Genomic DNA, 24,638 nt, shown 5'->3' on the forward strand with positions numbered 1-24,638 from the left:
GTGTGAGCAGACCTTCTTCACTTTCGCACGACCGACCGGGAAGCTATGACGACCGATATGGCCAACATCCTCCACATCGACGAGTCCATCTCGGTCGCGCCGCAGATCGCCCCTTCCGAGCTGGCGGAGATCGCCGCCGCCGGGTTCAGGGCGGTCGTCAACAACCGCCCCGACGACGAGGATGCCGGCCAGCCCGAGGGGGCCGAGGTGCGCGCGGCGGCGGAAGCGGCAGGGCTGAGCTATGCCGCGATCCCGATCACGCATGCCGGTTTCTCGCATCCGCAGATCGATGCGATGGTCGCGGTGCTGGAGGCGGCCGACGGGCCGGTGCTGGCCTTCTGCCGATCGGGCACGCGCAGTTGCAATCTGTGGGCGCTGGCGCGGGCCAAGATGGGCGATCATCCCGATACGCTGATGGCGAAGGCGGCGGCGACCGGTTACGATCTGACCGGCATCCGCCCGCTGCTCGACGCGCTCGCCTCCGGCAGATGAACTGGGCGCAGTTCGGCGGATCGCTGATCGCCATTCTCGCGCTGGCCGGGTTCGCGCGGATGCTGCGGCTGGGCGAGAGCCGGATCGGCGATGCCGCCAGAGCGCGCGAGATGGCCGAGGAGATGCTGGCTGGGTTCGACGCCCGCGCCGCGATCGTCGGCACCGACGGCAATGCCGCATTGGTACTGGGCAACGGCACGATCGCGGTGCTGAAGCGGCACGGCGCGAAGGTGGCGGCGCGGCGGTTGTTGCCGCCGCTCGAACTGTTCACCGCGGTGGAAGGTGTCGAAGTTGGCACAGGTGAGCGGTTATTCGGACGGGTATTGCTATTCGGCGTGGTCGAAAGCGATGTGCGGGCACTGGAAGCGTCGCTGACAAGAGTGTAAGCAAGGCGGGACATGCACCTTCCCGATATCGTATCCTATGCCGTTCCCGGCTTCGTCCTGCTGGTGCTGGTCGAGATGATCGTGGCGCGGGTGCGCGATCGGACCCGCTACGAGCCGAAGGATACGCTGACCTCGCTCGCCCTTGGCCTCGGCAGCACATTGGCGGGGGCGTTGACCGCCGGTGTCGCCTTCGCAATGGCGATGTGGGTGTGGCAATTCCGGATCTTCGAGATCGGATATGCCTGGTACTGGTTCGTCCTGGCGTTCGTGATCGACGATCTGGCCTATTACGTGTTCCACCGCATGGCGCACCGGGTGCGGTGGTTCTGGGCGAGCCATGTCATCCACCATTCGAGCCAGCATTATAATCTCTCGACGGCGTTGCGGCAGACTTGGACCGGGTTCATTTCGCTGGGTTTTCTGTTCCGCCTGCCGCTGGCGCTGATCGGGTTTCCGCCACCGATGCTGGTGTTCGTGGCCGGCATCAACCTGGTCTATCAATTCTGGATCCATACCGAGACGATCGGAAAATGCCCGCGCTGGTTCGAGGCGGTGATGAACACGCCGTCACACCACCGCGTGCACCACGCGACCAATGCGCGCTATCTCGACACCAATTATGCCGGCGTGTTCATCGTGTGGGACAGGATGTTCGGCACCTTCACGCCCGAACGCGCCGACGATGTGCCGCGCTACGGGATCGTGCACAATCTGGGCAGCTTCAACCTGTTATGGGCGGCGTTCCATGAATGGATCGGGATCGCGAAGGACGTGTGGGCCGCGCCCGATTGGCGTGCCAGACTGAATTACATGATCAAACCGCCGGGCTGGAGCCATGACGGCAGCCGTGACACGTCGGAAATCATCAAACAGAGATGGGCCGCCAGACAGCGCGCCCGAACAGGAGACGGATGTTGAAAGAAGCCGATATCGTCGTCGTTGGTGGTGGATCGGGCGGGAGCGCTGCCGCTGGCCGGCTGAGCGAGAACGGGCGCTATTCGGTCGTCCTGCTCGAAGCGGGCGGGGCCAATACGGGGTATCGCACCCGCATCCCCGGTTTCATCGCGATGCAGACGGACAAGACCAACTGGCGGTTCGAAACCGAGCCGCAGGCCGCGCTGAACGGCCGGCGCGGATACCAGCCGCGCGGGCGCGGGCTGGGCGGATCGAGCGCGATCAATGCAATGCTCTATCTGCGCGGCAATAAATGGGATTACGACAATTGGGCCGCGATGGGCTGCCCCGGCTGGTCATATGACGACGTGCTGCCATGGTTCAAGCACGCCGAGTGCAATGGAAAGGGTGCGGACGCCTTTCACGGCGGTGCGGGGCCGTTGCACGTCAGCGACCAGCGTTCGCCGCATGCCGGATCGATGGAGTTCGTCGAATCCGCACGCAATTTGCAGATTCCCTCCAACGATGATTTCAACGGCGCGCGGCAGGACGGCGTCGGGCTGTTTCAGGTCACGCAGCATGGTGGCGAACGCTGGAGCGCGGGACGGGCATATCTCGGCACGGCCCGCGCCAGTCTCGACATCAGAACCGATGTGATCGCGGAGCGGGTGCTGTTCGAGGACGGCCGCGCCTGTGGCGTCGCTTATTCCCAAGGGGGCGAGACGCGGATCGTCCGGGCGAAGCGCGCGGTGGTGCTGTCGGGGGGCGTGTTCGGCACGCCGCAATTGCTGATGCTGTCGGGGATCGGACCGGGCGCGCACCTGCGCGAGCATGGCATCGACGTGCGGATCGACCGGCTGGCGGTGGGCGCCAATTTGCAGGACCATGTCGATTATGTCGGCGCGTTCGAAACCGACGGACGGTTCTTCCTCGGCCAGTCGTTCAGGGGTACGCTGCACATGGCGGGCGCGGTGATCGAATGGTTCCGGCGGCGCACCGGCACGATGACGACGCCTTTCGCCGAGGCGGGCGGGTTCCTGACGATGAACCCGGATGCGCCCGCGCCAGACATTCAGCTGCATTTCGTGCCAGTGGTGCTGGAGGATCATGGGCGGACCAAGGTGAAGGCGCATGGCTTCAGCGTGCATGTCTGCGTGCTGCGCCCGGAAAGCCACGGCACGGTGCGGCTGGCATCAGCCGACGCGCGCGCCGCGCCGCTGATCGACCCCGCCTTCCTGACCGACGCGCGCGACATGGACCTGATGAAGAAGGGCGTGCGCGCGATGTACCGCATCGTCGAGACCCCGCCGCTGAGCGGGCATGCGCCGCGTGATCGCTATCCGGTCGATCTGGACGACGATGCCGCGCTGGAGGCGCTGATCCGCGCGCGGGCGGACACGATCTATCACCCGGTCGGCACGGCGCGGATGGGATCGGACGATGCGGCGGTATGCGATCCGCGCCTGCGCGTGCGCGGGGTGGAGGGGCTGTATGTCGCCGATGCGTCAATCATGCCCAAGCTGGTGTCGGGCAACACCAACGCGCCCTCGATCATGATCGGCGAGCGTTGCGCGGATTTCGTGGCCGCCCATCTGGGCTGATCGCTTTCCGTTCAGCTTCAGCCGTGTAAGGCGGGGGCGTGGAAACGAACGACACCCTGAAAAAGGCCGGACTTGCGGCCGTGATCATCCTTGCGCCCGGCGGGTTCATTTTGGGTGCGACGCTGGCGGCGCGCTATTGGCAGAAGCGGAATAAGGAGAAGGTGGCGGTTGAGGCTGGTGAGGCGGAAGCCGACAAAACCTGATCGTCCGCCCGGACCCGTCATCCCCGCGAAGGCGGGGATCCCGCTGCCTTGCCCCGCACCAAGTAGAAGAAGCGGGATCCTCGCCTTCGCGAGGATGACGGAGCGGCTCCGCTCATCCTTAGGTCCCCAGATCCGACCAAAGCTCGCTACCCGGCCCAATCCCAAAAAAAAGGGCCGGTGCGTTGCCGCACCGGCCTGAGGTCGTCCGCAGGAGGAACATCGTGGGGGCGCCGGCTCTTCCGGCTGGCGCCCCGATCCGGTCAATAATTGTAGGCGCGTTCGCCGTGTTCGTTGATGTCGAGGCCTTCCTGCTCGACTTCCTTGGAGGGCCGGAGGCCGACCGTGTGCTTCAGGATCAGGAACAGGATCGCCGAGACACCACCCGACAGCAGCAGAGTGAGGCCGACCGCCTTGGCCTGCGTCAGGAACTGCGCCGCCATGTCGTACTTGCCGGCGATTGCTGGCATGACGGTGAAGTCCATGAAGCCCTGACCACCGAAATCGGGGTTGGCGACGATCGCGGTGCCGAGCGCGCCGATGATGCCGCCGACGCAGTGGATGCCGAACACGTCGAGCGTATCGTCATACCCGAACTTCTTCTTCACGGTCGTGACGAAGAAGAAGCAGACGATCGAGGCAACCGCACCCAGCAGGATCGACGTCATTGGGCTGGCGAAGCCAGCGGCCGGGGTGATCGCGACCAGACCGGCCACGACACCCGAAGCGGCACCCAGCAAAGACGGCTTCTTGTGGATGACCTGTTCGATCACCGCCCACATCACACCGGCGGCGGCGGTTGCCGTCATCGTGTTGATGAAGGCCAGAGCGGCGAACTTGTTGGCTTCCAGGTTGGAACCGGCGTTGAAGCCGAACCAGCCGACCCACAGCAGGGCCGCACCGATCATCGTCATGGTCAGCGAGTGCGGTGGCATCGGATCCGTCTGATAGCCGACGCGCTTGCCGATCACGAGGCAGCCGACCAGACCGGCGATGCCCGCATTGATGTGCACCACGGTGCCGCCAGCGAAATCGAGCGCGCCGAGACCCCAGAGATAGCCGTGATCATCCGGCAGGCCGGCGGTGAAATCCGGGCCCGGCCAGTACCAGACCATGTGCGCCATCGGGAAGTAGACGAGCGTCAGCCACGCCACCACGAAGATGATCAGCGGGGTGAACTTCACGCGTTCAGCAAAGGCCCCGACGATCAGCGCCGGGGTGATCATCGCGAAGGTCATCTGGAAGACGACGAACACGGTTTCCGGCAAATAGACGCCGTTCGAGAAAGTCGCCGCGAACGTGTTCGCATCGACACCCTTCAGCATGACCTTGGAGAAACCGCCGACGAAGGAATTGAGGCTGCCGCCGTTGGTGAAGGCCATCGAATAGCCCCATGCGCACCAGACGAGGCCGGCAACGCAGACGATCGTCAACACCTGCATCAGGATCGACAGCATGTTCTTGGTGCGGACCAGGCCGCCATAGAACAATGCGAGGCCGGGGACCGACATCATCAGCACGAATGCCGCGGACAGCAGCATCCAGGCGACATCGCCCTTGTTGACCATGGCATCGGTCGGCACGACCGCGGCGGCGGCAGCGGCGGCGGCCGGCGCGGCGGCGATGGTGTTCGCGAAGGCCGGCAACGCTGCGAGCGCCGCCACGCCGGCACCGGCAACGGCGGCCAATTTGGTTTTGGCCAATGTGGTTTTGGCCGATGTGGTTCTGGAAAGCATCATTTCCCCCTTCACAGCGCTGTATTGTCGGTTTCGCCGGTGCGGATGCGCACCGCCTGCCCGACATCGAGGACGAAGATCTTGCCGTCGCCGATCGCGCCGGTGTTGGCCGACGCCTGGATCGTTTCGACCACGCGGGCGGCGAGATCGCTGGCGCAGACCACCTCGATCTTGATCTTGGGCACCATGTTGGTGCTGTATTCGGCCCCGCGATAGATTTCGGTCTGGCCCTTCTGGCGGCCGAAGCCCTTCACTTCCGTGACGGTCATGCCCGCCACGCCGATCTCGGTGAGCGCCTCGCGCACCTCGTCCAGCTTGAACGGCTTGATGATGGCAATGACGAGCTTCATGCGCGCCCCCTTCTGGTTGTCCCGGGGATCACACAGCAATCGTCGTGCCAGAACCGAAACGACGCGAGACGGCGGGGAAAACCCGCGCGAAAGCGTCATCAAAGCTTAATGGCAGGTAAAAATTTGTGCAGTTGCGAAAAGCTGCCCGAGAATCAGGCAGCAGCCGTGACGATCGCCTGCGCCGTGCCAAGATCGCTCTCGTCGACCATCACGCGCACGGGGATGAACAGGTAACTCCCGTCGCCGATACTGGTTTCACCGTCGAAGGCGATGGCGGGAATGCCTTCGGATTCGAGCCGCCCGATCAGGATGTGCGCCTCGTTGCGGGCGAAGCGGCCGAGTTCGACGAGGCTCATGTTCGAGCACCGTTCGGATCGGCGAAGAATCCCTGCAGCATGTCCGATGTCCTGAAAATCGTTACGATAACGGAAAGGTAATCTAGTGACTCTTGCGCAAGACCATCATGCGATCATGGCACGATCGAAGCCATTCCCTCTGTCTGGAGGTCGCATGTCCATAGATCGCATCAGCTATCCCCTCCCGACGATCGTCAACGGCTATGCCTGCCTGAGCCAGGCGGAAGTCGAACTGGCGAACCGGGATATCGATCCCGCACGGCCGCAGAATGGGCCGGGCGGCCGGGATGCGCCGGGTGCGGCGAATGCCGAACCGCCGGGCAAAGTCAGGTCAGGACCGGAGGCGGCTCCGGCGGATCATGCCGAACGGATCCTGTCCTACGCCCCCGGCGATATGCGCACGACGCCGACCGACAAGGCGACGACCTATTCTGTCACCGCCTGAGGGCCTTCACTCCAGCCCGTAGCGCTTGGCGCGGGCCTGTACCTGAGCGTTGATCGCCAGCGCGGTCGCCTGATCCGCATCGGCCTGCGCCGTCCGTCCCGCGCGCCGCGCTGCGATACCCCGCGCATAGAGCGACCAGGCGTTGCGCGGCTGTTTCGCCACCGCAGCATCGTAATCGACCAGCGCCTTGTCGATCTCGCCGCGCCGCAGCCGCACCAATGCGCGACTGTCGAGATAGGCCGCCTCGCCCGGCCGTAACCGGAGCGCCGCGTTGCAATCGTCGAGCGCCTTGTCGAGATCGCGGTTCAACAAGGCTCTCGCCCAGCAGCGTCCGTTGAACGCCACCGCACGGCCGCTATCCTCGGGATGGCTCTTCAGCCAGCGATCGTAGCTGGCGAGCGCGGCGTCGTAATTGCCCGCCGAATCGTACAGCCCGCCGAGGCGCATCCGCGCATCCGAGGATGGGGCGAGTGCCTGATCGGCGGCATTCAGATCGACCAGCGCGCCCGCCGGATCCCGGGCGGCGAGCCGAAGCTGCGCCCGCGCCAGCCGCGCATCGGCATCGTTTGGGGCGAGCGCGATCGCCGCGTCCAGATCCTGCGCGCCGAGCAACGGCTGGCCGTTGGCGAGACGCGCGGTGGCGCGCTGGTAGACGTAATGCGATTCGGCGGGCGCGAGGCCGACCGCCTTGTCGAAATCGGCGATCGCCGCGTCGAACTTGCGCTTCGACGCCAGGATCGCGCCGCGCCGGCTATATCCGGCGGCATCGCTCGGCTCGGCGGCCTGATCGGTCAGGTCGATCGCCGCGCCGTTGCTGTCGACCGCGCTCTTCGGGGCCATTCCGAACATCGCGCCGCCTTCATAGGTGACGAACATCCGATGGTTCTGGTTATCGACATAGATGTGGTGCGTCAGGAAGAAATCGATCCCGATCAGCATGTCGGCATCGCTGAAGGACTGGTCCGCAATCTGGATCCACGGCTTGGGAATGCGCTCGCCGCCAATCTCGATCGAGTCGAAACGGGCGCGCCAGGACCGTGATCGGCTGGTGCCCAGGCCGTAAGCGAAGCCGCTGGCGGTGACGCCGGGGCTGTCCGGGGTGATCCCGATCCGCTTGGCGGCCGATAGCGTGAGCAAAGGCATCTGCGCGCCGGTATCGAACACCGCCTTGATCGCCACGCCGTTGATCTTGACCGTGCCGATCGTGTGGCGCTGGCCCGCGTCCATCGCCAGGATCGGGACGATCGAGACCGGCTTGGCGCCGGCCCAATAGCCCATTTCGGCGCCCTTGCAGTCCTTGCCCTTCATCAGCCGGACGATGCCGTGCGGAAGATCGTATTCGACATCGGCCAGGCCCAATATGTTCTGGCCGAGCAGCCCGGCATGGCCGGTGTCGCTGCCGCCGACGGCGAAATCGACATGCGGGATCGATTGGCCGCCGATACCGAGCGTCTTCGCCGTGGCGACGCCGAGCGAGGTATCGCCGCCGATCCCCTTCAGCCGCGCGCCGCCGAGATCGCGCACCGACAGGCCGTATTCCAGCGCATTGGCCTTGGCGATCGTGCTGAAGAATGCGCCGCTATCGAGAATGAAGCGCGCATCGCGCCCGTTGATCTGCGCGGTGACGATCGGGCTGCGACCCGTCATCGTCACCGGGATATCGACATATTTGGCGATTTCGCACTTGGCCGTCGCGGCGGCCGGCGCGAGCATAATGCCGGCGACCAGCGCAATCGTGCAGAACCACCGCATCATCGGCCTCCCTCAACGCCCGCCGGGCGACGGCCGGAGCGCGGCCGTTATCCGCCGATATTCCACGCCGGCCGGGCTGCGGCAAATGAAGAAAACGTCATCGAGCGCAGGGATTTAAACCGCGGTTCCACCCACCGTCAGGCCGCTCATCAGGATCGTCGGCTGGCCCACCCCGGCGGGGACGCTCTGCCCGCCCTTGCCGCACATGCCGACCCCTTCATCGAGCGCGAAATCGTTGCCGATGCCGATCACCTTGGTCAGCGCGCTGGGTCCGTCGCCGATCAACGTCGCGCCCTTGATCGGGGCGCCCAATTTGCCGTTCTCGACCTTGTACGCCTCGGTGCAACTGAACACGAACTTGCCCGAGACGATATCGACCTGCCCGCCGCCGAAGCTCTTGGCGAAGATGCCGTTCTTCATCCGCGCGAGCAGTTCGGCTGGATCGTCGCGGCCACCGCGCATGAAGGTGTTGGTCATGCGCGGCATCGGCGCGTGCTGGAACGATTCGCGGCGACCATTGCCGGTCGGCGCGACGCCCATCAGGCGGGCGTTGAGGCGATCGTGGATATAGCCCTTCAGGATGCCGTCCTCGATCAGGATATTCTCCTGTGTCGGCGTGCCTTCGTCATCGATGCTGAGCGAACCGCGGCGGTCGGCGATCGATCCGTCATCGATCACGGTGACGCCCTCGGCGGCAACGCGCTCGCCGATCCGGCCGGAGAAGGCCGAGGTGCCCTTGCGGTTGAAATCGCCTTCCAGCCCGTGGCCGATCGCCTCGTGCAACAGGATGCCCGGCCAGCCCGGCCCGAGCAGCACGGTCATCTCGCCGGCCGGTGCGGCGACCGAATCGAGATTGACCACCGCCTGGGCCAGCGCCTCGTCGATCGCGCGGTTCCACGTCTCGGGCTGCATCAGATCGTGATAGAGATAGCGGCCGCCGATGCCGAAATTGCCGGTCTCGCGCCGGCCATTCTGTTCGACCACAATCGATACGTTGAGGCGCACGAGCGGGCGGATGTCTGTGGCGACGAAGCCGTCGGGGCGGACGATCTCGACCACGCTCCACGACCCCAATAGCGAGACCGAGACCTGAGCGACGCGCGGATCGCGGGCGCGGGCGGCGGCGTCGATCGTCTGACACAGGTTCACTTTGTCGGCAAAGGGCACGAGATCGAGCGGATCGGCGTCGGTGTAGAGATGGCGGTTGGTGCCCTGCGGCGGGCCGGCCTTCGCGCCCTTCGACGGATCGATCAGCGCCATCGTCTCCCCGGCGCGCAGGATCGCGGCGGCGGAGAGTTCGTTGGCATGGGCGAACGCGGTCGTCTCGCCCGATACCGCGCGCAGGCCGAAGCCCGATTGCGTATCGTAGCTCGCCGTCTTCAGCCGCCCATCGTCGAAGCCGAACGCCTCGGACTTGCGATATTGCAGGTAGAGTTCGCCGTCGTCCGCCTTGCTCAGGACCTGCGCGGTGAGCGTCTGTGCCTCACCGGGATCGAGCTGGCCATCATGATAGAGGAACGCGCGGGGGTCTGTCGGGCTGGTCATGTCCGGCAATATAAGGGGCTTATCGGCCTGCGCCATCCCCATGATCGTGCAGCGCGGATTGGTCCGCGCCGTCGGCCGGCCCGCCGATCAGGATGAAGCGCCGGTCGCAATAGCCGCAATCGACATAGCCGGTTTCGTCGATCTCCAGGAACACGCGCGGGTGGCCGAGTGCGGCACCGCCGGGGATGTCGGTCGCGCCATCGCAGGCGTTGCGCTTGTGGGAGACGCGGAGGGTTTCTGGGGCGATCATGGGGGCGGGATAGCAAGTGGGGGGCGGGACGACAATCGCCCTCGGACGCCGTCACCCTGAACTTGTTTCAGGGTCCACCGTGCGACGCGGACGATCGCCAAAGAGGCGTGATGGATGCTGAGACGAGTTCAGCATGACGGCGGGGTTGGGAGAAGGGGGTTGGCGGTGCCTGTTGCCGGGCCTATCGCGCTCCCATGACCGAAGCCGCCATTTCCATCGCCAATCTCTGCAAGACCTATGCGGGCGGCAAGCGCGCGCTGGACGATGTTTCGTTCGATGTGCCGCGTGGCCAGATCTTCGGGTTGCTCGGGCCGAACGGCGCGGGCAAATCGACGCTGATCAACACGCTGGCCGGCCTCGTCAACAAGACCAGCGGCACGGCGAGCATCTGGGGCTTCGATATCGACGCGCATCCGCGCAACGCCAAGGCGTCGATCGGCATCGTCAATCAGGAGATCGTGTTCGACCCGTTCTTCTCGCCGTTCGAGGTGCTGGAGATCCAGGCCGGGCTGTACGGCGTGCCGAAGAAACAGCGTCGGTCGATGGAATTGCTGCGTGCGGTGCATCTGGAGGACAAGGCCAACGCCTATGCCCGCACGCTTTCGGGCGGCATGAAGCGGCGGCTGATGGTCGCCAAGGCGATGGTGCATTCGCCACCGGTGCTGGTGCTGGACGAGCCGACCGCCGGCGTCGATATCGAATTGCGCCAGCAGCTATGGGCCTATGTCCGCCAGCTCAACCAGCAGGGCGTCACCGTCGTGCTGACGACGCATTATCTGGAGGAAGCGGAGGAACTCTGCGACCGAATCGCGATCATCAACCAAGGCAAATTGATCGCCAACAAGCCGACGCGCGAACTGGTCGGCATGGCGGCCGAGAAACTGGTCGAGGTGACGGTGGACCGCGACGTCGCCGTTACGCCGCAGAACGCGTTCTTCCAGAAGATCGAGCTGAAGGGCAATCGCACGCTGGCCATCACCTACTCCAAGGACAAGGTGAATGCCGGCGAGGTGCTGGGCGCGGTGCAGGCCGAGGGGTATGGCATCGTCGACGTTTCGACGCGCGAGGCTGATCTGGAGGACGTGTTCCTGAATCTAACGCGGGCCGCCAACGCGGCCTGAGGGATCGCGCTCCCGCACGAACGGGGATGGGTCGCGGTGTCAAGCAGGCGGGCCTATTCCACCTCGTTCAGTTCGCGGGCGCGTTTTGCCAGTTTCAGCGCTTCGTCGATCAGGTCGGCACTATGATGCGTTTCGTCTTCCTTCACGGCGATCGTCAGGCAATTCAGGGCTTCTTGATGAAGGCGCGCAGCCCGTTCCCGGGCGCGGGCCGTTTTCGAATTCTTGGTCACACAAGGCAAATGCAGCAAAGGTGCGCGGCGTTCCTCGGTTCGTCGCATCCGATTGTAAGATAGCTTTGCCGCGCCGCGAATGCGCCTCCGCGCTTGTCACGGCCGGCGCAAACGCCTTTAACACCGGCCGAATTCGGGAGATTGCACTTGGCGACCAGCGGGCATCAGAGCGACGTGCTGATCATCGGTTCCGGCGCCGCCGGCCTTACCGCCGCGCTGAACCTGGCGGATCGGTTCAGGGTGACGGTGCTGGCGAAGGGGCAACTGAACGAGGGGTCGACCGCCTGGGCGCAGGGCGGAATCGCCGCCGTGCTGGAGCCCGGCGACACGTTCGAGAGCCATATCGAGGATACGATGATCGCCGGGGCCGGGCTGAACGACCGCGCCACGGTGGAATTCGTCGTGGAAAGCGCGCCGGCGGCGATCGAGCGGCTCGCGCAACTGGGCGTGCCGTTCAACATGGAGGGCGACACGCGGCACCTGACGCGCGAGGGCGGGCATTCGCACCGTCGCATCGTGCATGTCGACGACGCGACCGGCTGGGCGGTGCAGGAGGCGTTGCAGAATGCCGCGACCGCGCATCCCAACATCACCTTGGTGCCGGACCGGGTGGCGATCGACCTGGCGACCAGCCGTCATGAGGAGCGCTATTCCGGCGCGGGCAACGTGTGGGGCGTCTATGCCGTCAACCGCGCGACCGGCCGCGTCGAACTGTACACCGCGCGCGCGACGATCCTCGCCACCGGCGGGGCGGGGCGCACGTACCTGTTCTCGACCGCGCCGCGCGGCGCGACCGGGGACGGCATCGCCATGGCGTGGCGCGCGGGATGCCGCGTGTCGAACATGGAGATGATGCAGTTCCACCCAACCTGCCTGTACAATCTGGAGGTCAAGAATTTCCTGATCACCGAAGCGGTGCGTGGCGAAGGCGGTCGGCTGCTGATCCCCGAGACCGGCTATCGCTTCATGCCCGATTTCGACGAGCGCGCCGAACTCGCGCCACGCGACGTGGTGGCGCGCGCGATCGATCACGAGATCAAGCGGCTCGGGCTCGATTACGTGCATCTCGACATCAGCCATATGGGCGCGGAGTTCATCACGCACCATTTCCCGACGATCTACGAAAAGCTGCTCGGGCTGGGCATCGACATGACGAAGGAGCCGATCCCGGTCGTGCCGGCACAGCATTACACCTGTGGCGGGATCGTGATCGACCTGGACGGCAAGACCGACCTGCCCGGCCTGTATGCGGCGGGGGAATGCAGCGAGAGCGGGCTGCACGGTGCCAACCGCCTGGCGTCCAATTCGCTGCTCGAATGCTTCGTGTTCGGGGAGAGTGCGGCCAAACACATCATATCGTGCTGGGACCAATTGCCCGTGCCGCCGGCGATCCGTGCGTGGGACGAAAGCCGCGTCGAGGATTCGGACGAGGAGGTCGTGATCAAGCAGAACTGGACCGAAATCCGCCGCTTCATGTGGAATTATGTCGGCATCGTCCGCACGACCAAGCGGCTGGAACGCGCGCAGCACCGCATCCGCCTGCTGACCGAGGAGGTGAACGATTATTACGGCCATTTCCGCGTCACGCCCGATCTGATCGAACTGCGCAACCTGTTGCAGACCGCCGAGCTGATCGTGCGCAGCGCGCTGCACCGGCACGAAAGCCGCGGGCTGCATTATACGCTGGATTATCCCAAGACGCTGGCGAAGGCGGCGGATACGGTTTTGGTGCCTTAGAGGCTCAGGTTGCGGTTTGCCCCAAACACGCTTCCCGTTCCTATCTGGAAGCGAGCAGCACCCGCCACTATCGCGTTCGAGAATCCCCGAACCGCATCAAGCGGTTAACCACGACTCGTCCCACCGCAGGTCAGGCGCGGTTCATCGCAGACGTGTGATTAAGCTATTTGTCGGAAACTTTCCTCGTTTAGGCTCGCCCTTGCGGGGACACGAGGCATGAATTTGAGCATCTTCACAGCCAGCAACAGCAGTATGCGCCGATCGGTGGCTGCGCTGGTGCTCGCCGCGATGCTGGGATCCTGTGCGTACGGCAACGAGAAGCAGCTTGCCGCTTCGCTGCCCGCCCCCACTTATCAACTGATCCTGCCCGTTCCGCCGCGCCCGCCGAAAGCCGTCGCCGCGCCGCAGGGGCTGGTCGCCAACGTCGCGACGCTGGGTGCCAATTTCCAGGGCAAGGTCGGCATCGCGGTGCACAGCATCGACCAGGGCTGGACGGTGCAGAGCAACGGCGAAACCCGTATGCCGCAGCAGAGCGTGAGCAAATTGTGGGTCGCGATGACCGTGCTCGATTTCCGCGATTCCGGGCGGCTGAAGCTCGACGATCCGGTGACGATCCGGCGCGAGGATCTGACTTTGTTCCATCAGCCGGTCGCCGCGCTCGTAAAGGGCGACGGGTATCAGACGACGGTCGGCGAATTGCTGCAGCGCGCGCTGACGATGAGCGACAACACCTGCAACGACCGGTTGCTGCAATATGTCGGCGGGCCGGCGGCGGTGCGGGCATTCATCGCGCGCAAGAATCTGGGCGATATCCGCTTCGGCCCGGGCGAACGGCTGTTGCAGAGCGCCACCGCCGGGCTCGACTGGAAGCCGGAATACGCCTTCGGCAACGCCTTCAACCGCGCGCGCGACCGGTTGCCGAAATCGGACCGGATCGCGGCGTTCGATCGCTACGTCGCCAATCCGCCCGACGGCGCTGCACCGCTGGCCATCGCGGAAGCACTGGCGCGACTGAAGCAGGGAAAATTGCTGTCGGCGAGTTCGACCGACTATCTGATCGGCACGATGGAATCGTCGAGGACCGGCAAGCAGCGCATGCACGGCGCGGTGCCGCCGGGCTGGAGCTTCGGACACAAGACCGGCACCGGACAGGATCTGGCCGGGCGCACGGCGGGCTATAACGATGTCGGCGTGCTGATCGCGCCGGACGGCCGCAGCTATTCGCTCGCCGTCATGATCGGCGACACGCCGCGCCCGATCCCCGAGCGCCAGGCGTTGATGCAGGCGGTGGTCGCCGCGGTGGTGATGAACCACGGTTGACGATATCCGCCGTCGTGGCCGAAGAATGACAATCCGGAGAATGAGAATAGCGTCGTAACGGGCTTGGGGCCGGGCCAAGTCGCTGCTATCCCCCGCCCATGCCGCATCTCTATCTTGTCGACGGTTCGGGCTATATCTTCCGCGCCTATCACCGCCTGCCGCCGCTGACCAACAAGCATGGCGAGCCGGTGGGCGCCGTCTATGGCTATACGACGATGCTGTGGAAGCTGGTCGACGAGCTGCACGCGGCGGATGGCCCGACGCATATGGCGGTGATTCTCGACAAATCGAGCAAGACGTTCCGCAACGATCTGTACGACCAGTACAAGGCGCACCGCCCGCCGCCGCCCGAGGATCTCGTCCCGCAATTCCCGATGATCCGCGATGCGACGCGCGCGTTCAGCCTGCCATGCATCGAAACCGAGGGGCTGGAGGCGGACGATATCATCGCCTGCTATTCCAAGGCGGCGCTGGCGCAGGGCTGGTCGGTGACGATCGTGTCGAGCGACAAGGATCTGATGCAACTGATCGAGCCGGGCCTCGATCTGTACGACACGATGAACAACCGCCGGCTGGGGGCGGAGCATGTCGCGGAGAAATTCTTCGGCATCGCCCCGACGCAATTGGGCGACGTGCTGGCGCTGATGGGCGACAGTGTCGACAACGTGCCGGGGGTGCCGGGCGTCGGGCCGAAGACCGCGGCGAAGCTGATCCTCGAACATGGCGACCTGACCGCCGTGCTGGCGGCGGCGGAGACGATGAAGGCGAGCAAGCTGCGCGACAATCTGATCGCGCATGCCGATATGGCGCGGTTGAGCCGCGAGCTGGTCGAGCTGAAATGCGACGTGGCGCTGCCCGAGCCGCTCGACGATCTGGTGCTGCAGGGCATTCCCGATGCGCCGCTCCGCGCTTTCCTGGATCATCATGGCTTCAAGTCGCTGCTCGCCAAATTGTCGGCGGTGGCGGATGCGCCGGTCGCGGCGCCGCATTCTGACCCCGGCCTGATCGCCGTGCCGCAGGAGGAAGATCCGCCCTGCGATCACGACGGGTACGAGACGGTGGTGGACGAGGCCGCGCTGGATCGCTGGATCGCGGTCGCGCGGCATCAGGGCTGGATCGCGATCGATACCGAGACGACCGGTGTGGACGCGACGCGCGCCGAACTGGTCGGGGTGAGCATGGCGCTGCATCCCAACCTCGCCTGCTACGTACCTCTCGCGCATGGGGGGACGGACATGTTCGCGGAGGTGCCGGTGCAGCTCGACCGGGCGGTGGCGCTGGCGAAGCTGAAGGAGCTGTTCGAGGATCCGAGCGTCCTGAAGATCGGTCATAACCTGAAATACGACATGATCGTGCTGGGCAGATGCGGGCTGGACGTGTTCCCGCACGACGACACGATCGTGATGAGCTTCGATCTCGATGCGGGGCTGCACGGCCACGGCATGGACGAACTCGCCGCGACGCATTTGTCGCACAGCTGTATCGCGTTCAAGGATGTGGTCGGCACCGGCAAGACGCAGCGCAGCTTCGCCGAGATCGATCTGAAGGCCGCGACCCGCTACGCCGCCGAGGATGCCGACGTGACGCTGCGGTTGTGGCGGCGCTTCAAGCCGCGACTGCCGGCGGAAGCCGCGACGCGGGTGTACGAGATGGTCGATCGCCCGCTGATCCCGGTGATCGCGCAGATGGAACGGCACGGCATCAAGGTCGATGCCGCCAAGCTGTCGGCCCTTTCGACCGAGTTCGCGCATCAGATGGGCGCGCTGGAGGTCGAGATTCATGCGCTGGCGGGTGGCGCGTTCACCATCGGCAGCCCCAAGCAACTCGGCGACGTGCTGTTCGAGCGGATGGGCATCAAGGGCGGGCGCAAGGGCAAATCGGGCGTCTATTCGACCGACGTCAACGAACTGGAGCGGATTGCGGCGGACAAGGATTCACCGGGCAAGGATATCGCACGGAAAGTGCTCGACTGGCGGCAATTGTCGAAGCTGAAATCCACCTATACCGATGCGTTGCAGGCGCAGATCAATCCGGCGACGGGGCGCGTGCATACCTCCTACTCGCTGACCGGCGCGCAGACCGGGCGATTGTCCTCGACCGACCCCAATCTGCAGAACATCCCGATCCGCACCGAGGTCGGCCGGCAGATTCGCGACGCGTTCGTCGCGGAGCCGGGCAATGTGCTGCTCGCCGCCGATTATTCGCAGATCGAACTGCGGCTCGCCGCGCACATGGCCGACGTGCCGGCGCTGAAACAGGCGTTCGCCAATGGCGACGACATCCACTCGCTCACCGCGCAGGAACTGTTCGGCGAGGTCAACCGCGACACGCGCGGGCGGGCCAAGACGATCAACTTCGCGATCCTCTACGGTATCAGCCGCTGGGGGCTGGCGGGGCGGCTCGACGTGACGGCGGACGAGGCGCAGGCGATGATCGATCGCTATTTCGAACGCTTCCCCGGCATCCGCAACTATATCGCCGCGACCACCGAATTCGTCCGCGATAAGGGCTATACCGTCACGTTGTTCGGGCGGAAGACGCATTTCCCGCGCATCTCGTCCAAAGTGCAGCACGAACGCCAGGGCGCCGAACGCGCGGCGATCAACGCGCCGATCCAGGGGACCAGCGCCGACATCATCAAGCGCGCGATGGTGCGGATGGGGCCGGCGTTGCTGGAGGCGGGGCTGCCCAATGTGCGCATGCTGCTCCAGGTGCACGACGAACTGGTGTTCGAACTGCCCGAGGGGGATGTCGCGGCGGCCAAGCCGGTGATCGAGCGAGTGATGGCGACGGCGGCCGAGCCTCTGGTGAAGCTCGATGTGCCGCTCGGGATCGAGATCGGCACCGGTGCCAGCTGGGGCGCGGCGCATTGATCTACGCTATGCTTCCATACCCGTTCGCCCTGAGCCTGTCGAAGGGCGTGCGCAGCGCTTGCCCTTCGACAGGCTCAGGGCGAACGGATGTGTGTTTGACAAGCGTGGGGATATTCCCGCTTGCCTGATCCTGCCGCCGCCTCCGGCACCGATGAACTGAACGCGCTCGCCAAGGGGGGCCGGACGAACATCATCGGCTTCCTGATGCGCCTCGTAGCGCGTCTGCCGTTCCTGTTCATCGCTGGGCGCATCTATGGCCCGGATCAGGTCGGGCGGTTCGCGCTTGCCGTGGTGGTGGTCGAACTGGCGGCACTCATCGCCACGCTCGGGCTGAAACGCGGGCTTGCACAGGCATTGTCGGAGGGCGACCGGCCGGCAGTGTGCGTGGTGTGGGATGCGATGGCGGTGGCGCTGATCGCCTCGCTGATCGCCAGCGCCGTGCTCGTGATGGTGCCGGAGGTGATGTACCCGAACAGCACGATCCACGGCATGGACCGCTGGCTGGCGCTGATCGTCTTCGCCACGGCCTGGTCGGATATCAGCCTGGCCGCGCTCGCCTATCGCCGCAACGTGAAGGCGACGGTGACGGCGCGCGCGGTGATCGAGCCGTGGACGATCAGCATCGCCGCCTGGGCCTTCTCCTATTACTCGCTGCGCGACGGGCTGGTGTTGTCGTATATCGCATCGATGGTGGCCGCGCTGGTCGCGTCGCTGATCCCGTTCATGCGCAGTTACGGCCTGCCTTATGGCTGGCGACCGCGCCCCAGCATCCTGATCGGGCTCGCGCGGCGCAACGTGCCGCTGGCGGGCGCGGATGCGATCGAATGGGGCACGCGGAATGTCGATCGCTTCATTCTGGGCGTGATGTTCGAACCCAAGATCGTCGGCATCTATTATATGGCGCAGCAGGTCGCATCGATCCCGGGCAAGCTGAAGACCAGCTTCGATCCGATCCTGGGCCCGGTCGTCACCACGGCGCTGGCGCGCGACGACAAGGAAGCCGTTGCGGCGCAGGTGCGGCAGGTGGGCTTCTGGATCATGGCGGCGCAGGTGGGCCTCGCGCTGATGGGATCGATTCCCGGCGAGGCGGTGATGGGCATCGTCGGGCCGCAATTCGTGGCGGGCACGGCGGCTTTGGGGTTCCTGCTCACCGCCGAGGCGGCGGCCTCGACCGGCGCGGTGTCGGAAAGTGCGCTCGTCTATATCGCGCGGTTCCGGAACCTGCTGATTTCGGCGGGGATGCTGTGTTTCCAGATCGCCTTGAGCTTCGGCCTGATCTTCGCGATGCGAGGCGTCGGCTGGCCAGTCAATTTCCAGGCGGCGGGGCCGGCGGTCGCCTTGTTCGCCTCGGTCGGGCTGACGTCGATCATCAAATCGAGCTTCCTGTCGCACCTGCTGAAGGCACGCGTCGCCGGGTGGCGCTGGCCGATGCTGTGGGGGGCACTGGCGGCGATTATAGTGGGCGGAGCGTTCACGTGGCTGCCAAAGCGCTTCGAATGGGCCGAGGTGGTGATCGGCATCCCGGCGATCGCGGCGACGTATTTGTTCGTGCTGTTCCGCTGGGCGCTGACGCCGGCGGATCGGGCCTTGTTCAAGTCGATGCCCAAGGAGGGCGCCGCGGTTCCGGCTTGAACAGCTAAGCCTTCTTGAGAGGCTGCGCCACAGATCAGTGGCGGAAGTGGCGCATTCCCGTGAAGACCATCGCTAGGCCGGCCGCGTCCGCCGCTGCGATCACTTCTTCGTCGCGGATCGAGCCGCCCGGCTGGATCACCGCCGTCGCGCCCGCCTCGACGGCGGCAAGCAGGCCGTCGGCGAAGGGGAAGAAGGCGTCGGAGGCGACCGCCGATCCGATCGTGCGCGCGTCCGCCCAGCCGGCCTTGTCGGCGGCGTCCTTCGCCTTCCAGGCGGCGATGCGGGCGGATTCGAGGCGGTTCATCTGGCCCGCGCCGATGCCGGCGGTGCTGCCCTGCTTGGCGTAGACGATCGCGTTCGACTTGACGTGCTTAGCCACCGTCCAGGCGAAGCGGCAATCGGCCAGTTCCTGTTCGGTGGGCGCGCGCTTCGTCACCACCTTCAGCTCGCCAGGCGTGCCATTGTCGCGCGTCTGGAGCAGCCAGCCGCCGGTGATCGACTTGGCGAGCAGGCCCGGCCGCGCCGCGTTCGGCAGATCGCCGGTGAGCAGCAGGCGCAGATTCTTCTTCGCCGCGAAGATCGCCAGCGCTTCCTCGTCGGCATCCGGCGCGATGACGACTTCGGTGAATATACCCGTGATTGCGCGCGCCGTCGCCGCATCGAGCGGGCGATTGAGCGCGATGATACCGCCGAACGCCGACACCGTGTCGCAGGCGAACGCCGCCTCATACGCTTCGGACAGCGTCGCGGCGGTAGCGACGCCGCAGGGGTTTGCGTGCTTGACGATCACGACGCTGGGGTCGGCGGACGCGAATTCGCTGACCAGATCGAGCGCGGCATCGGCATCGTTGAAATTGTTGTAGCTCAGTTCCTTGCCCTGCACCTGTCGCGCCTGGCCGATGCCCCGCGCGGCGGGGCCGGTGGCGGTATAGAAGGCGGCGGACTGGTGCGGGTTCTCGCCGTAACGCAGCGACTGGCCGTGCTTGAGCGTCAAGGGCAGGATATCCGGGAATGCCTCGCCCTGATCGGCGAAGGCGAACCATTGCGCGATCATCCCGTCATAGGCGGCGGTCGCGGCATAGGCCTTGGCCGCCAGCTTGCGGCGCTCGTCCAGCGTGGTGCTGCCTTCCGACAGCAGCGCATAATCCGCCGGATCGGTGACGATCGCGACGAATTCGTGGTTCTTCGCGGCAGAGCGGATCATCGACGGGCCGCCGATATCGATATTCTCGATGATCTCGGGCCGATCCGCGCCCTTCGCCACGGTCGCGGCGAAGGGGTAGAGATTGACGACGACCAGATCGATCGCGCCGATCCCGTGTTCGTCCATCGCCGCGACATGTTCGGCATTGTCGCGCACCGCGAGCAGGCCGCCATGCACGATCGGGTGCAACGTCTTGACGCGCCCGTCCATCATCTCCGGGAAGCCGGTGAGATCGCTGATGTCGCGCACCGAGAGACCCGCATCGCGCAATGCCTTGGCCGTACCGCCGGTCGAGACGAGATCCACGCCCTTCGCGGCAAGCGCCTGGCCGAGTTCGACGATGCCGGTCTTGTCGGACACCGACAGGAGGGCGCAGCGGATGGGGATGGTCGTCATGGCGGGACAATTCCAACGGTGAGTGGCAGGCGCGGGCGCTTTGCCTGTTCAGTTGGCGCGCTTCAAGACCCAGCTGACGCTTGCGCCGCCCGCAGGCGATTCGCCGGTGACGACGAGTTGCTGGGTCGAGACCGGGCGACCATCGGGATCGATCCACAGACTGTCCTCGACGCCCAGCGTGCCGCCGCGACAGCGATATTGCCACAAAGCGCCACCAGGCATGCGCAGCAACGCGGCCATGCCATCGGCTGTGGGCGAAACCTGCACGCCCTTGCCGAGGTGGAAGCGCAAAGCGAACGGCGTCGCGGCGGCGCTCTTGCGGCGCTTGCCGGCGGGTAACAGCATATCCTCGCCACGCAGTTCGCGCCCGTCGCTGCCGAGTACCAACTGGCGGCGATGCAGGAACCCGTAGCGCCGGGCATAGCCGTCATGGCTCGCCTCGATCCGGCTGGAATTCTCCGATTCCTGACGCGTCAGCTCGACCTCTGCCACGCCGCGCCCGAGCGTGCCATCGGCATGGATCGCAGTGGAATTGCTGTCGCCGACGATCAATGTCGAATGCGCCGCCGTGGTGCGCAGCCCGTCCGCCAGGCTGGGCAGCAATTGCGACACCGCCGCGCGCGCACCGCCGCAATTGACCACCAGCCGGTGCGGCCCATCCGACATCTCGAACGCCAGGGTCGAGGCGCAGCCGCCCTCGACCAGCCGGGCGACCGGGGGGGGCGCGGCATCGATGATCACAATCGCCGATCCGGCCGCCAGGCGTTGATAGCCCCATTCGCGCGCCTGCCGCAGCGGACGCGCGCGGATGCCGGTGGCATCGACGATCTGCGCGATAATCTCGGCCAGGACCGGGCCGCCGCCCTGCCAGCTCGACAGGCCGCGATCGCCGAGACACACGCCGAGCAAGGCCGGCACCATCCGCGCGAGCGCATCGTACAAGGCGGCCGGCGCCCCCAGCCGGCGCGATTCGTACGTTTCGCGCAGCATCGTCAGCAGCATGATGATGTCGAGTTGCGCGGCGGGCGAGCGCGCCACGCTGCCGCCATCTTCGAACACCGATTGCGCGATGGCGCGGTTCAGCGCAGCCTCCATCCCGCCGCGCCGTGCGTCTCCGCCGGCGATCAGCAATCCGGCCGCGCACACGCCGCACATCGCGGCGATGCGGGGCGCACCCGGCGCCATCTTCTCCGCCCCGCGATCGATATGCCGCGCACCGCGTGCCAGCGTGTTGAGAACGCTGCTGCGATAGACGAGATCGGCGGAGGACAGGATCAGCGGCGCATGCGCCGTCCAGAACAGGATACGCCGGCCCCACAGATCGGCGCGCCATGCGGGCTCCGTCACCTTGTCGGCATGCAGAGTGAGCCAGCCGCGCATCACCTGTTCGGCGATCGGCGCGCCTTGCGCGCGCGTCGCCACGGTCGACAGGTCGCGCAGCCAGGCGAAGCTTTGCAGATAGTCGACGAACCCGCGCGTCGGCATGGTCTTGCGATCGAACAAGGTCTCCAGCGCATGGCTCTCGCCGCGAAACAGCATCTGCCCGGCGAGCAAAGCGTGCCCGCGCCGCACGTCGCCGATGAATGGATCGTCGGGCACCGCGATCAGCTTCAGCGGATGACGACCCTTCAGCTTCACGCCGTGGATCGGGGTGCGCCAGGTCAGGCGATGGAAACGTTCGGTCAGGCGTTCGGCGAGCGACAGGCCGGTATCGCCGCCGATCCGCATCAGCCGCTTGCCTTCGTCGATGCCGTCCCCCGGATCGCTCACCCGGCTGGCGTTCCGGATTGCGTTGCCATTTCCCGGCCACCGCGCAGGCCGGCGATGTTCGCGGCATAAGCGTCCGGCCCGCCCCGGAACGTCGCGGTGCCGGCGACCAGCACATCGGCCCCGGCGGCGATCGCGCGCGGCGCGGTATTATGATCGATCCCGCCATCGACCTCGAGATCCACATCGAACCCGCCGGCATCGATCATCTTGCGGATCGCGGCGATCTTCTTCAACTGGCTCTCGATGAAACTCTGCCCGCCGAAACCGGGATTGACGCTCATCACCAGCACCAGATCGACCGAATCAAGCAGGTAGTCGAGCGCCTTGGCCGGGGTCTGCGGGGTCAGCACCACGCCGGCGCGCTTGCCCATCGAACGGATGTGCTGGAGGCTGCGATGCGTATGCGGCCCGGCCTCGAGATGGACGCTGATCGTATCCGCGCCGGCGTTCGCAAAATCCTCCAGGAAGGCATCGACCGGCGCGATCATCAGATGCACGTCGATCGGCTTGGTCGTGTAGGGGCGGATCGCCTTCACCACCATCGGCCCGATCGTGATGTTGGGGACGAAATGCCCATCCATCACATCGACATGGATCCAGTCCGCGCCGGCGGCGTCGATCGCGCGGATTTCCTCGCCCAGGCGCGCGAAATCGGCGGAAAGGATCGAGGGGGCGATACGGACGGGGCGCTGGCTCGGAACTGGGGGCATGGAGGACGTCTCTAGCATGGCTGACTCGGGCCGCAAGACAGCGATGGGGCAGCGATCGGAATGTTCAGGCGGTGCGGATCAAACGCACCATGAAAAACCCGTCCAGCCCGCCGACACGCCCAAGCATTCCCGGCAAGGTGCGCAAGTAACCGTCGGCATGGGGGGCAAGTCCGGCCGGAAGTTCGTCCTGCCGCACCGGATCGATCCGGTAATCGGACCGAACCGACAGGAAGCGGCGCAACTGCTCCTCGCCTTCGGCCGGTTCGAGCGAGCAGGTGGCGTAGACGAGCGTGCCGCCAGGCTTCACCCAATCGGCGGCGCGGGCGAACAGGCGTTCCTGCAACGCCGCCATCTCAGAGATGATCGACGGGCGCACGCGGTACAGCACATCCGGATGGCGGCGGAAGATGCCGGTCGCGCTGCACGGCGCATCGAGCAACACCGCGTCGGCGGGTTGGGCGGGCTTCCACAACAAGGCGTCGGCGGTGACGATCTCGGCCGCCTGTTTCGTGCGGGCAAGGTTGTCGCTGAGCCGTTCGAGCCGGGTCGGCGAATTGTCGAGCGCGGTGACGGACCAGCCGGCGGCGGCGAGCTGCATCGTCTTGCCGCCGGGCGCCGCGCAGATGTCGAGCGCGGTGCCGACTCCGGATCCGATGAGCCGGGCAGGGAGGGACGCGGCGAGATCCTGCACCCACCACGCGCCTTCCTCGAACCCCGGCATTTCCGGTACGTGCCCGCCGGGCAGCCGGACATGGCCGGGCATCAGCGATTCGCCGCCGAGTTGCTCCGCCCACTCGTCGGTACGCGACGGATCGGCCAGCGTCAGATCGAGCGGCGGCGGCGCGGCGATGGCGTGTTCCGCGCCTTCGATACCGTCGTCACCCCAGGCGGCGTGCCAGCGGATCGCGGTCGCATCGGGCAGGCTGGGGATTTCGGGCAGGGCATCGCCACGCCGGGACAGGGTGCCGAACACGCCGTGGACCAATTTGCGCGGACCACCCTCGACCAGCGGCAGCACGGTGGCGATCGCGGCATGTGACGGTGTGCCGAGCGCCAGCGTCTGGACCAAGGCGATGCGCAGGGCGAAGCGCGCCTTGGCATCCTCCGGCAGTGGCCGGGCGGTCGCCGAATCGATCAGCGCATCGAGATCGGGCAGGCGGCGCAACGTTTCCGCCGCGATGGCGCGGGCGAGCGCGCGATCGTCGGCACGGTCAATCCCCGCCGTGGCGCGGTCGAGCGCGGATTCGAGCGGCAGGCCCTGGCGCAGCACCGCATCGAGCAGGCGGAGCGCGGCGCGGCGCGCGGGGACGCCCGGGGGATCGGAACGCGGATCGGCGGAATGGGATTGGGAAGACATCGCGCAGCCATTGGGCAGCTTCGTCGCCATGTAAAGCCGCGCAACGCCTTGCGGCCAGCCGCCACAGCGCCGATGTTCGCAAAGGAACCCGAGGAGCAGACCATGGCCGAGCGCCCGCCACATGTTAAACCGCCAGCCTATCTGTCGAAAAGCCCGCCCGTGCCCGCCCCCGACGCGAAACCGCAATCCGCGACCGAAGACCCGCTGGGACGTGACCCCACGCGCTATGGCGATTGGGAATTGAAGGGCATCGCGGTCGATTTCTGATGGGGACAGGACGG

23 protein-coding genes are annotated in these 24,638 nt (G+C 66.0%); 12 read left to right on the forward strand and 11 right to left on the reverse strand.

Annotation, left to right across the window (positions count from 1 at the left end):
• The first annotated feature begins 57 nt into the window (after positions 1 to 57).
• The 5 genes from U1738_RS11400 to U1738_RS11420 are packed head-to-tail and all read left to right on the forward strand — an operon-like array spanning position 58 to position 3,576.
• The gene (locus U1738_RS11400) at positions 58 to 492 is read left to right on the forward strand and encodes a protein tyrosine phosphatase family protein (RefSeq protein ID WP_332789171.1); all 435 of its coding nucleotides are present in this window, start codon (positions 58 to 60) and stop codon (positions 490 to 492) included.
• Positions 489 to 878 (forward strand): hypothetical protein, encoded by a 390-nt coding sequence (locus U1738_RS11405; protein WP_332789172.1) that lies wholly within the window; start codon positions 489 to 491, stop codon positions 876 to 878. The genes U1738_RS11400 and U1738_RS11405 overlap by 4 nt, the downstream gene beginning before the upstream one ends.
• A 12-nt stretch (positions 879 to 890) precedes the next feature.
• Positions 891 to 1,796: a sterol desaturase family protein gene (locus U1738_RS11410; RefSeq protein ID WP_332789173.1), complete on the forward strand. Its 906-nt coding sequence runs from the start codon at positions 891 to 893 to the stop codon at positions 1,794 to 1,796.
• Positions 1,793 to 3,373, forward strand: coding sequence for a GMC family oxidoreductase (locus tag U1738_RS11415; protein WP_332789211.1), 1,581 nt, complete (start codon positions 1,793 to 1,795; stop codon positions 3,371 to 3,373). The genes U1738_RS11410 and U1738_RS11415 overlap by 4 nt, the downstream gene beginning before the upstream one ends.
• 38 nt (positions 3,374 to 3,411) lie before the next feature.
• Complete coding sequence (locus U1738_RS11420) at positions 3,412 to 3,576, forward strand: hypothetical protein (RefSeq protein WP_332789174.1); 165 nt, start codon at positions 3,412 to 3,414, stop codon at positions 3,574 to 3,576.
• A gap of 260 nt (positions 3,577 to 3,836) precedes the next feature.
• On the opposite strand, the gene U1738_RS11425 is transcribed toward U1738_RS11420, so the two are convergent.
• The 3 genes from U1738_RS11425 to U1738_RS11435 form a co-directional block, all read right to left on the reverse strand.
• Positions 3,837 to 5,309 (reverse strand): ammonium transporter, encoded by a 1,473-nt coding sequence (locus U1738_RS11425; protein ID WP_332789175.1) that lies wholly within the window; start codon positions 5,307 to 5,309, stop codon positions 3,837 to 3,839.
• An 11-nt stretch (positions 5,310 to 5,320) separates the two neighbouring features.
• On the reverse strand, positions 5,321 to 5,659 hold the full coding sequence (locus tag U1738_RS11430; RefSeq protein ID WP_055774446.1) for a P-II family nitrogen regulator: 339 nt from the start codon (positions 5,657 to 5,659) through the stop codon (positions 5,321 to 5,323).
• A 152-nt stretch (positions 5,660 to 5,811) separates the two neighbouring features.
• Positions 5,812 to 6,015, reverse strand: a complete 204-nt coding sequence (locus U1738_RS11435; RefSeq protein WP_332789176.1) for a putative signal transducing protein — start codon at positions 6,013 to 6,015, stop codon at positions 5,812 to 5,814.
• Between the two features lie 154 nt (positions 6,016 to 6,169).
• On the opposite strand from U1738_RS11435, the gene U1738_RS11440 reads away from it, so the two are divergent.
• Positions 6,170 to 6,460, forward strand: coding sequence for a hypothetical protein (locus U1738_RS11440; protein WP_332789177.1), 291 nt, complete (start codon positions 6,170 to 6,172; stop codon positions 6,458 to 6,460).
• Positions 6,461 to 6,466: 6 nt separating this feature from the next.
• On the opposite strand, the gene U1738_RS11445 is transcribed toward U1738_RS11440, so the two are convergent.
• The 3 genes from U1738_RS11445 to U1738_RS11455 form a co-directional block, all read right to left on the reverse strand.
• The gene (locus U1738_RS11445; protein ID WP_332789178.1) at positions 6,467 to 8,215 is read right to left on the reverse strand and encodes an aspartyl protease family protein; all 1,749 of its coding nucleotides are present in this window, start codon (positions 8,213 to 8,215) and stop codon (positions 6,467 to 6,469) included.
• 111 nt (positions 8,216 to 8,326) lie between these two features.
• Complete coding sequence (tldD, locus tag U1738_RS11450) at positions 8,327 to 9,757, reverse strand: metalloprotease TldD (protein WP_332789179.1); 1,431 nt, start codon at positions 9,755 to 9,757, stop codon at positions 8,327 to 8,329.
• A 19-nt stretch (positions 9,758 to 9,776) separates the two neighbouring features.
• Positions 9,777 to 10,007, reverse strand: coding sequence for a zinc-finger domain-containing protein (locus U1738_RS11455; protein ID WP_332789180.1), 231 nt, complete (start codon positions 10,005 to 10,007; stop codon positions 9,777 to 9,779).
• 194 nt (positions 10,008 to 10,201) lie between these two features.
• Here U1738_RS11455 and U1738_RS11460 point away from each other — a divergent pair, with 194 nt between their 5' ends.
• A complete protein-coding gene (locus U1738_RS11460; protein WP_332789181.1) occupies positions 10,202 to 11,128 on the forward strand; it encodes an ABC transporter ATP-binding protein in 927 nt (308 codons plus the stop codon).
• Between the two features lie 53 nt (positions 11,129 to 11,181).
• On the opposite strand, the gene U1738_RS11465 is transcribed toward U1738_RS11460, so the two are convergent.
• Positions 11,182 to 11,358 carry a hypothetical protein gene (locus U1738_RS11465; protein WP_332789182.1) on the reverse strand — a complete coding sequence of 59 codons (177 nt, stop codon included), beginning with the start codon at positions 11,356 to 11,358 and terminating at the stop codon, positions 11,182 to 11,184.
• A gap of 147 nt (positions 11,359 to 11,505) precedes the next feature.
• Between U1738_RS11465 and nadB the strand changes: the two genes are divergently transcribed.
• The 4 genes from nadB (at position 11,506) to U1738_RS11485 (ending at position 18,920) form a co-directional block, all read left to right on the forward strand.
• A complete protein-coding gene (gene nadB, locus U1738_RS11470; protein ID WP_332789183.1) occupies positions 11,506 to 13,095 on the forward strand; it encodes an L-aspartate oxidase in 1,590 nt (529 codons plus the stop codon).
• Between the two features lie 216 nt (positions 13,096 to 13,311).
• Positions 13,312 to 14,415: a serine hydrolase gene (locus U1738_RS11475; protein WP_443027003.1), complete on the forward strand. Its 1,104-nt coding sequence runs from the start codon at positions 13,312 to 13,314 to the stop codon at positions 14,413 to 14,415.
• 98 nt (positions 14,416 to 14,513) lie between these two features.
• Positions 14,514 to 17,288, forward strand: a complete 2,775-nt coding sequence (polA, locus tag U1738_RS11480) for a DNA polymerase I (protein WP_332789184.1) — start codon at positions 14,514 to 14,516, stop codon at positions 17,286 to 17,288.
• A gap of 204 nt (positions 17,289 to 17,492) precedes the next feature.
• Positions 17,493 to 18,920, forward strand: a complete 1,428-nt coding sequence (locus U1738_RS11485; RefSeq protein WP_332789213.1) for a lipopolysaccharide biosynthesis protein — start codon at positions 17,493 to 17,495, stop codon at positions 18,918 to 18,920.
• 34 nt (positions 18,921 to 18,954) lie between these two features.
• Here U1738_RS11485 and purH read toward each other — a convergent pair whose 3' ends face one another.
• The 4 genes from purH to U1738_RS11505 form a co-directional block, all read right to left on the reverse strand.
• Entirely contained in the window at positions 18,955 to 20,520 is a 1,566-nt protein-coding gene (purH, locus tag U1738_RS11490) for a bifunctional phosphoribosylaminoimidazolecarboxamide formyltransferase/IMP cyclohydrolase (protein WP_332789185.1), read from the reverse strand.
• A 48-nt stretch (positions 20,521 to 20,568) separates the two neighbouring features.
• Positions 20,569 to 22,248, reverse strand: coding sequence for a heparinase II/III family protein (locus U1738_RS11495; RefSeq protein WP_332789214.1), 1,680 nt, complete (start codon positions 22,246 to 22,248; stop codon positions 20,569 to 20,571).
• Positions 22,249 to 22,286: 38 nt separating this feature from the next.
• On the reverse strand, positions 22,287 to 23,000 hold the full coding sequence (gene rpe, locus U1738_RS11500) for a ribulose-phosphate 3-epimerase (protein WP_332789186.1): 714 nt from the start codon (positions 22,998 to 23,000) through the stop codon (positions 22,287 to 22,289).
• Between the two features lie 64 nt (positions 23,001 to 23,064).
• Positions 23,065 to 24,357, reverse strand: a complete 1,293-nt coding sequence (locus U1738_RS11505; RefSeq protein ID WP_332789187.1) for an RsmB/NOP family class I SAM-dependent RNA methyltransferase — start codon at positions 24,355 to 24,357, stop codon at positions 23,065 to 23,067.
• 102 nt (positions 24,358 to 24,459) lie between these two features.
• Here U1738_RS11505 and U1738_RS11510 point away from each other — a divergent pair, with 102 nt between their 5' ends.
• Complete coding sequence (locus tag U1738_RS11510) at positions 24,460 to 24,624, forward strand: DUF1674 domain-containing protein (protein ID WP_332789188.1); 165 nt, start codon at positions 24,460 to 24,462, stop codon at positions 24,622 to 24,624.
• The last annotated feature ends 14 nt before the right edge of the window (positions 24,625 to 24,638 follow it).

This window comes from Parasphingomonas caseinilytica, from assembly GCF_036663755.1.
In the GTDB taxonomy this organism is placed as follows: Bacteria; Pseudomonadota; Alphaproteobacteria; order Sphingomonadales; family Sphingomonadaceae; genus Sphingomonas.

Coding starts and splice junctions, on each gene's coding strand:
- U1738_RS11400 (WP_332789171.1), top strand. CDS start 58: ATGGCCAACATCCTCCACATCGACGAGTCCATCTCGGTCGCGCCGCAG.
- U1738_RS11405 (WP_332789172.1), top strand. CDS start 489: ATGAACTGGGCGCAGTTCGGCGGATCGCTGATCGCCATTCTCGCGCTG.
- U1738_RS11410 (WP_332789173.1), top strand. CDS start 891: ATGCACCTTCCCGATATCGTATCCTATGCCGTTCCCGGCTTCGTCCTG.
- U1738_RS11425 (WP_332789175.1), bottom strand. CDS start 5,309: ATGCTTTCCAGAACCACATCGGCCAAAACCACATTGGCCAAAACCAAA.
- U1738_RS11430 (WP_055774446.1), bottom strand. CDS start 5,659: ATGAAGCTCGTCATTGCCATCATCAAGCCGTTCAAGCTGGACGAGGTG.
- U1738_RS11435 (WP_332789176.1), bottom strand. CDS start 6,015: ATGAGCCTCGTCGAACTCGGCCGCTTCGCCCGCAACGAGGCGCACATC.
- U1738_RS11440 (WP_332789177.1), top strand. CDS start 6,170: ATGTCCATAGATCGCATCAGCTATCCCCTCCCGACGATCGTCAACGGC.
- U1738_RS11445 (WP_332789178.1), bottom strand. CDS start 8,215: ATGATGCGGTGGTTCTGCACGATTGCGCTGGTCGCCGGCATTATGCTC.
- tldD (WP_332789179.1), bottom strand. CDS start 9,757: ATGACCAGCCCGACAGACCCCCGCGCGTTCCTCTATCATGATGGCCAG.
- U1738_RS11455 (WP_332789180.1), bottom strand. CDS start 10,007: ATGATCGCCCCAGAAACCCTCCGCGTCTCCCACAAGCGCAACGCCTGC.
- U1738_RS11460 (WP_332789181.1), top strand. CDS start 10,202: ATGACCGAAGCCGCCATTTCCATCGCCAATCTCTGCAAGACCTATGCG.
- U1738_RS11475 (WP_443027003.1), top strand. CDS start 13,312: ATGAATTTGAGCATCTTCACAGCCAGCAACAGCAGTATGCGCCGATCG.
- polA (WP_332789184.1), top strand. CDS start 14,514: ATGCCGCATCTCTATCTTGTCGACGGTTCGGGCTATATCTTCCGCGCC.
- U1738_RS11485 (WP_332789213.1), top strand. CDS start 17,493: ATGCGCCTCGTAGCGCGTCTGCCGTTCCTGTTCATCGCTGGGCGCATC.
- purH (WP_332789185.1), bottom strand. CDS start 20,520: ATGACGACCATCCCCATCCGCTGCGCCCTCCTGTCGGTGTCCGACAAG.
- U1738_RS11495 (WP_332789214.1), bottom strand. CDS start 22,248: ATGCGGATCGGCGGCGATACCGGCCTGTCGCTCGCCGAACGCCTGACC.
- rpe (WP_332789186.1), bottom strand. CDS start 23,000: ATGCCCCCAGTTCCGAGCCAGCGCCCCGTCCGTATCGCCCCCTCGATC.
- U1738_RS11505 (WP_332789187.1), bottom strand. CDS start 24,357: ATGTCTTCCCAATCCCATTCCGCCGATCCGCGTTCCGATCCCCCGGGC.
- U1738_RS11510 (WP_332789188.1), top strand. CDS start 24,460: ATGGCCGAGCGCCCGCCACATGTTAAACCGCCAGCCTATCTGTCGAAA.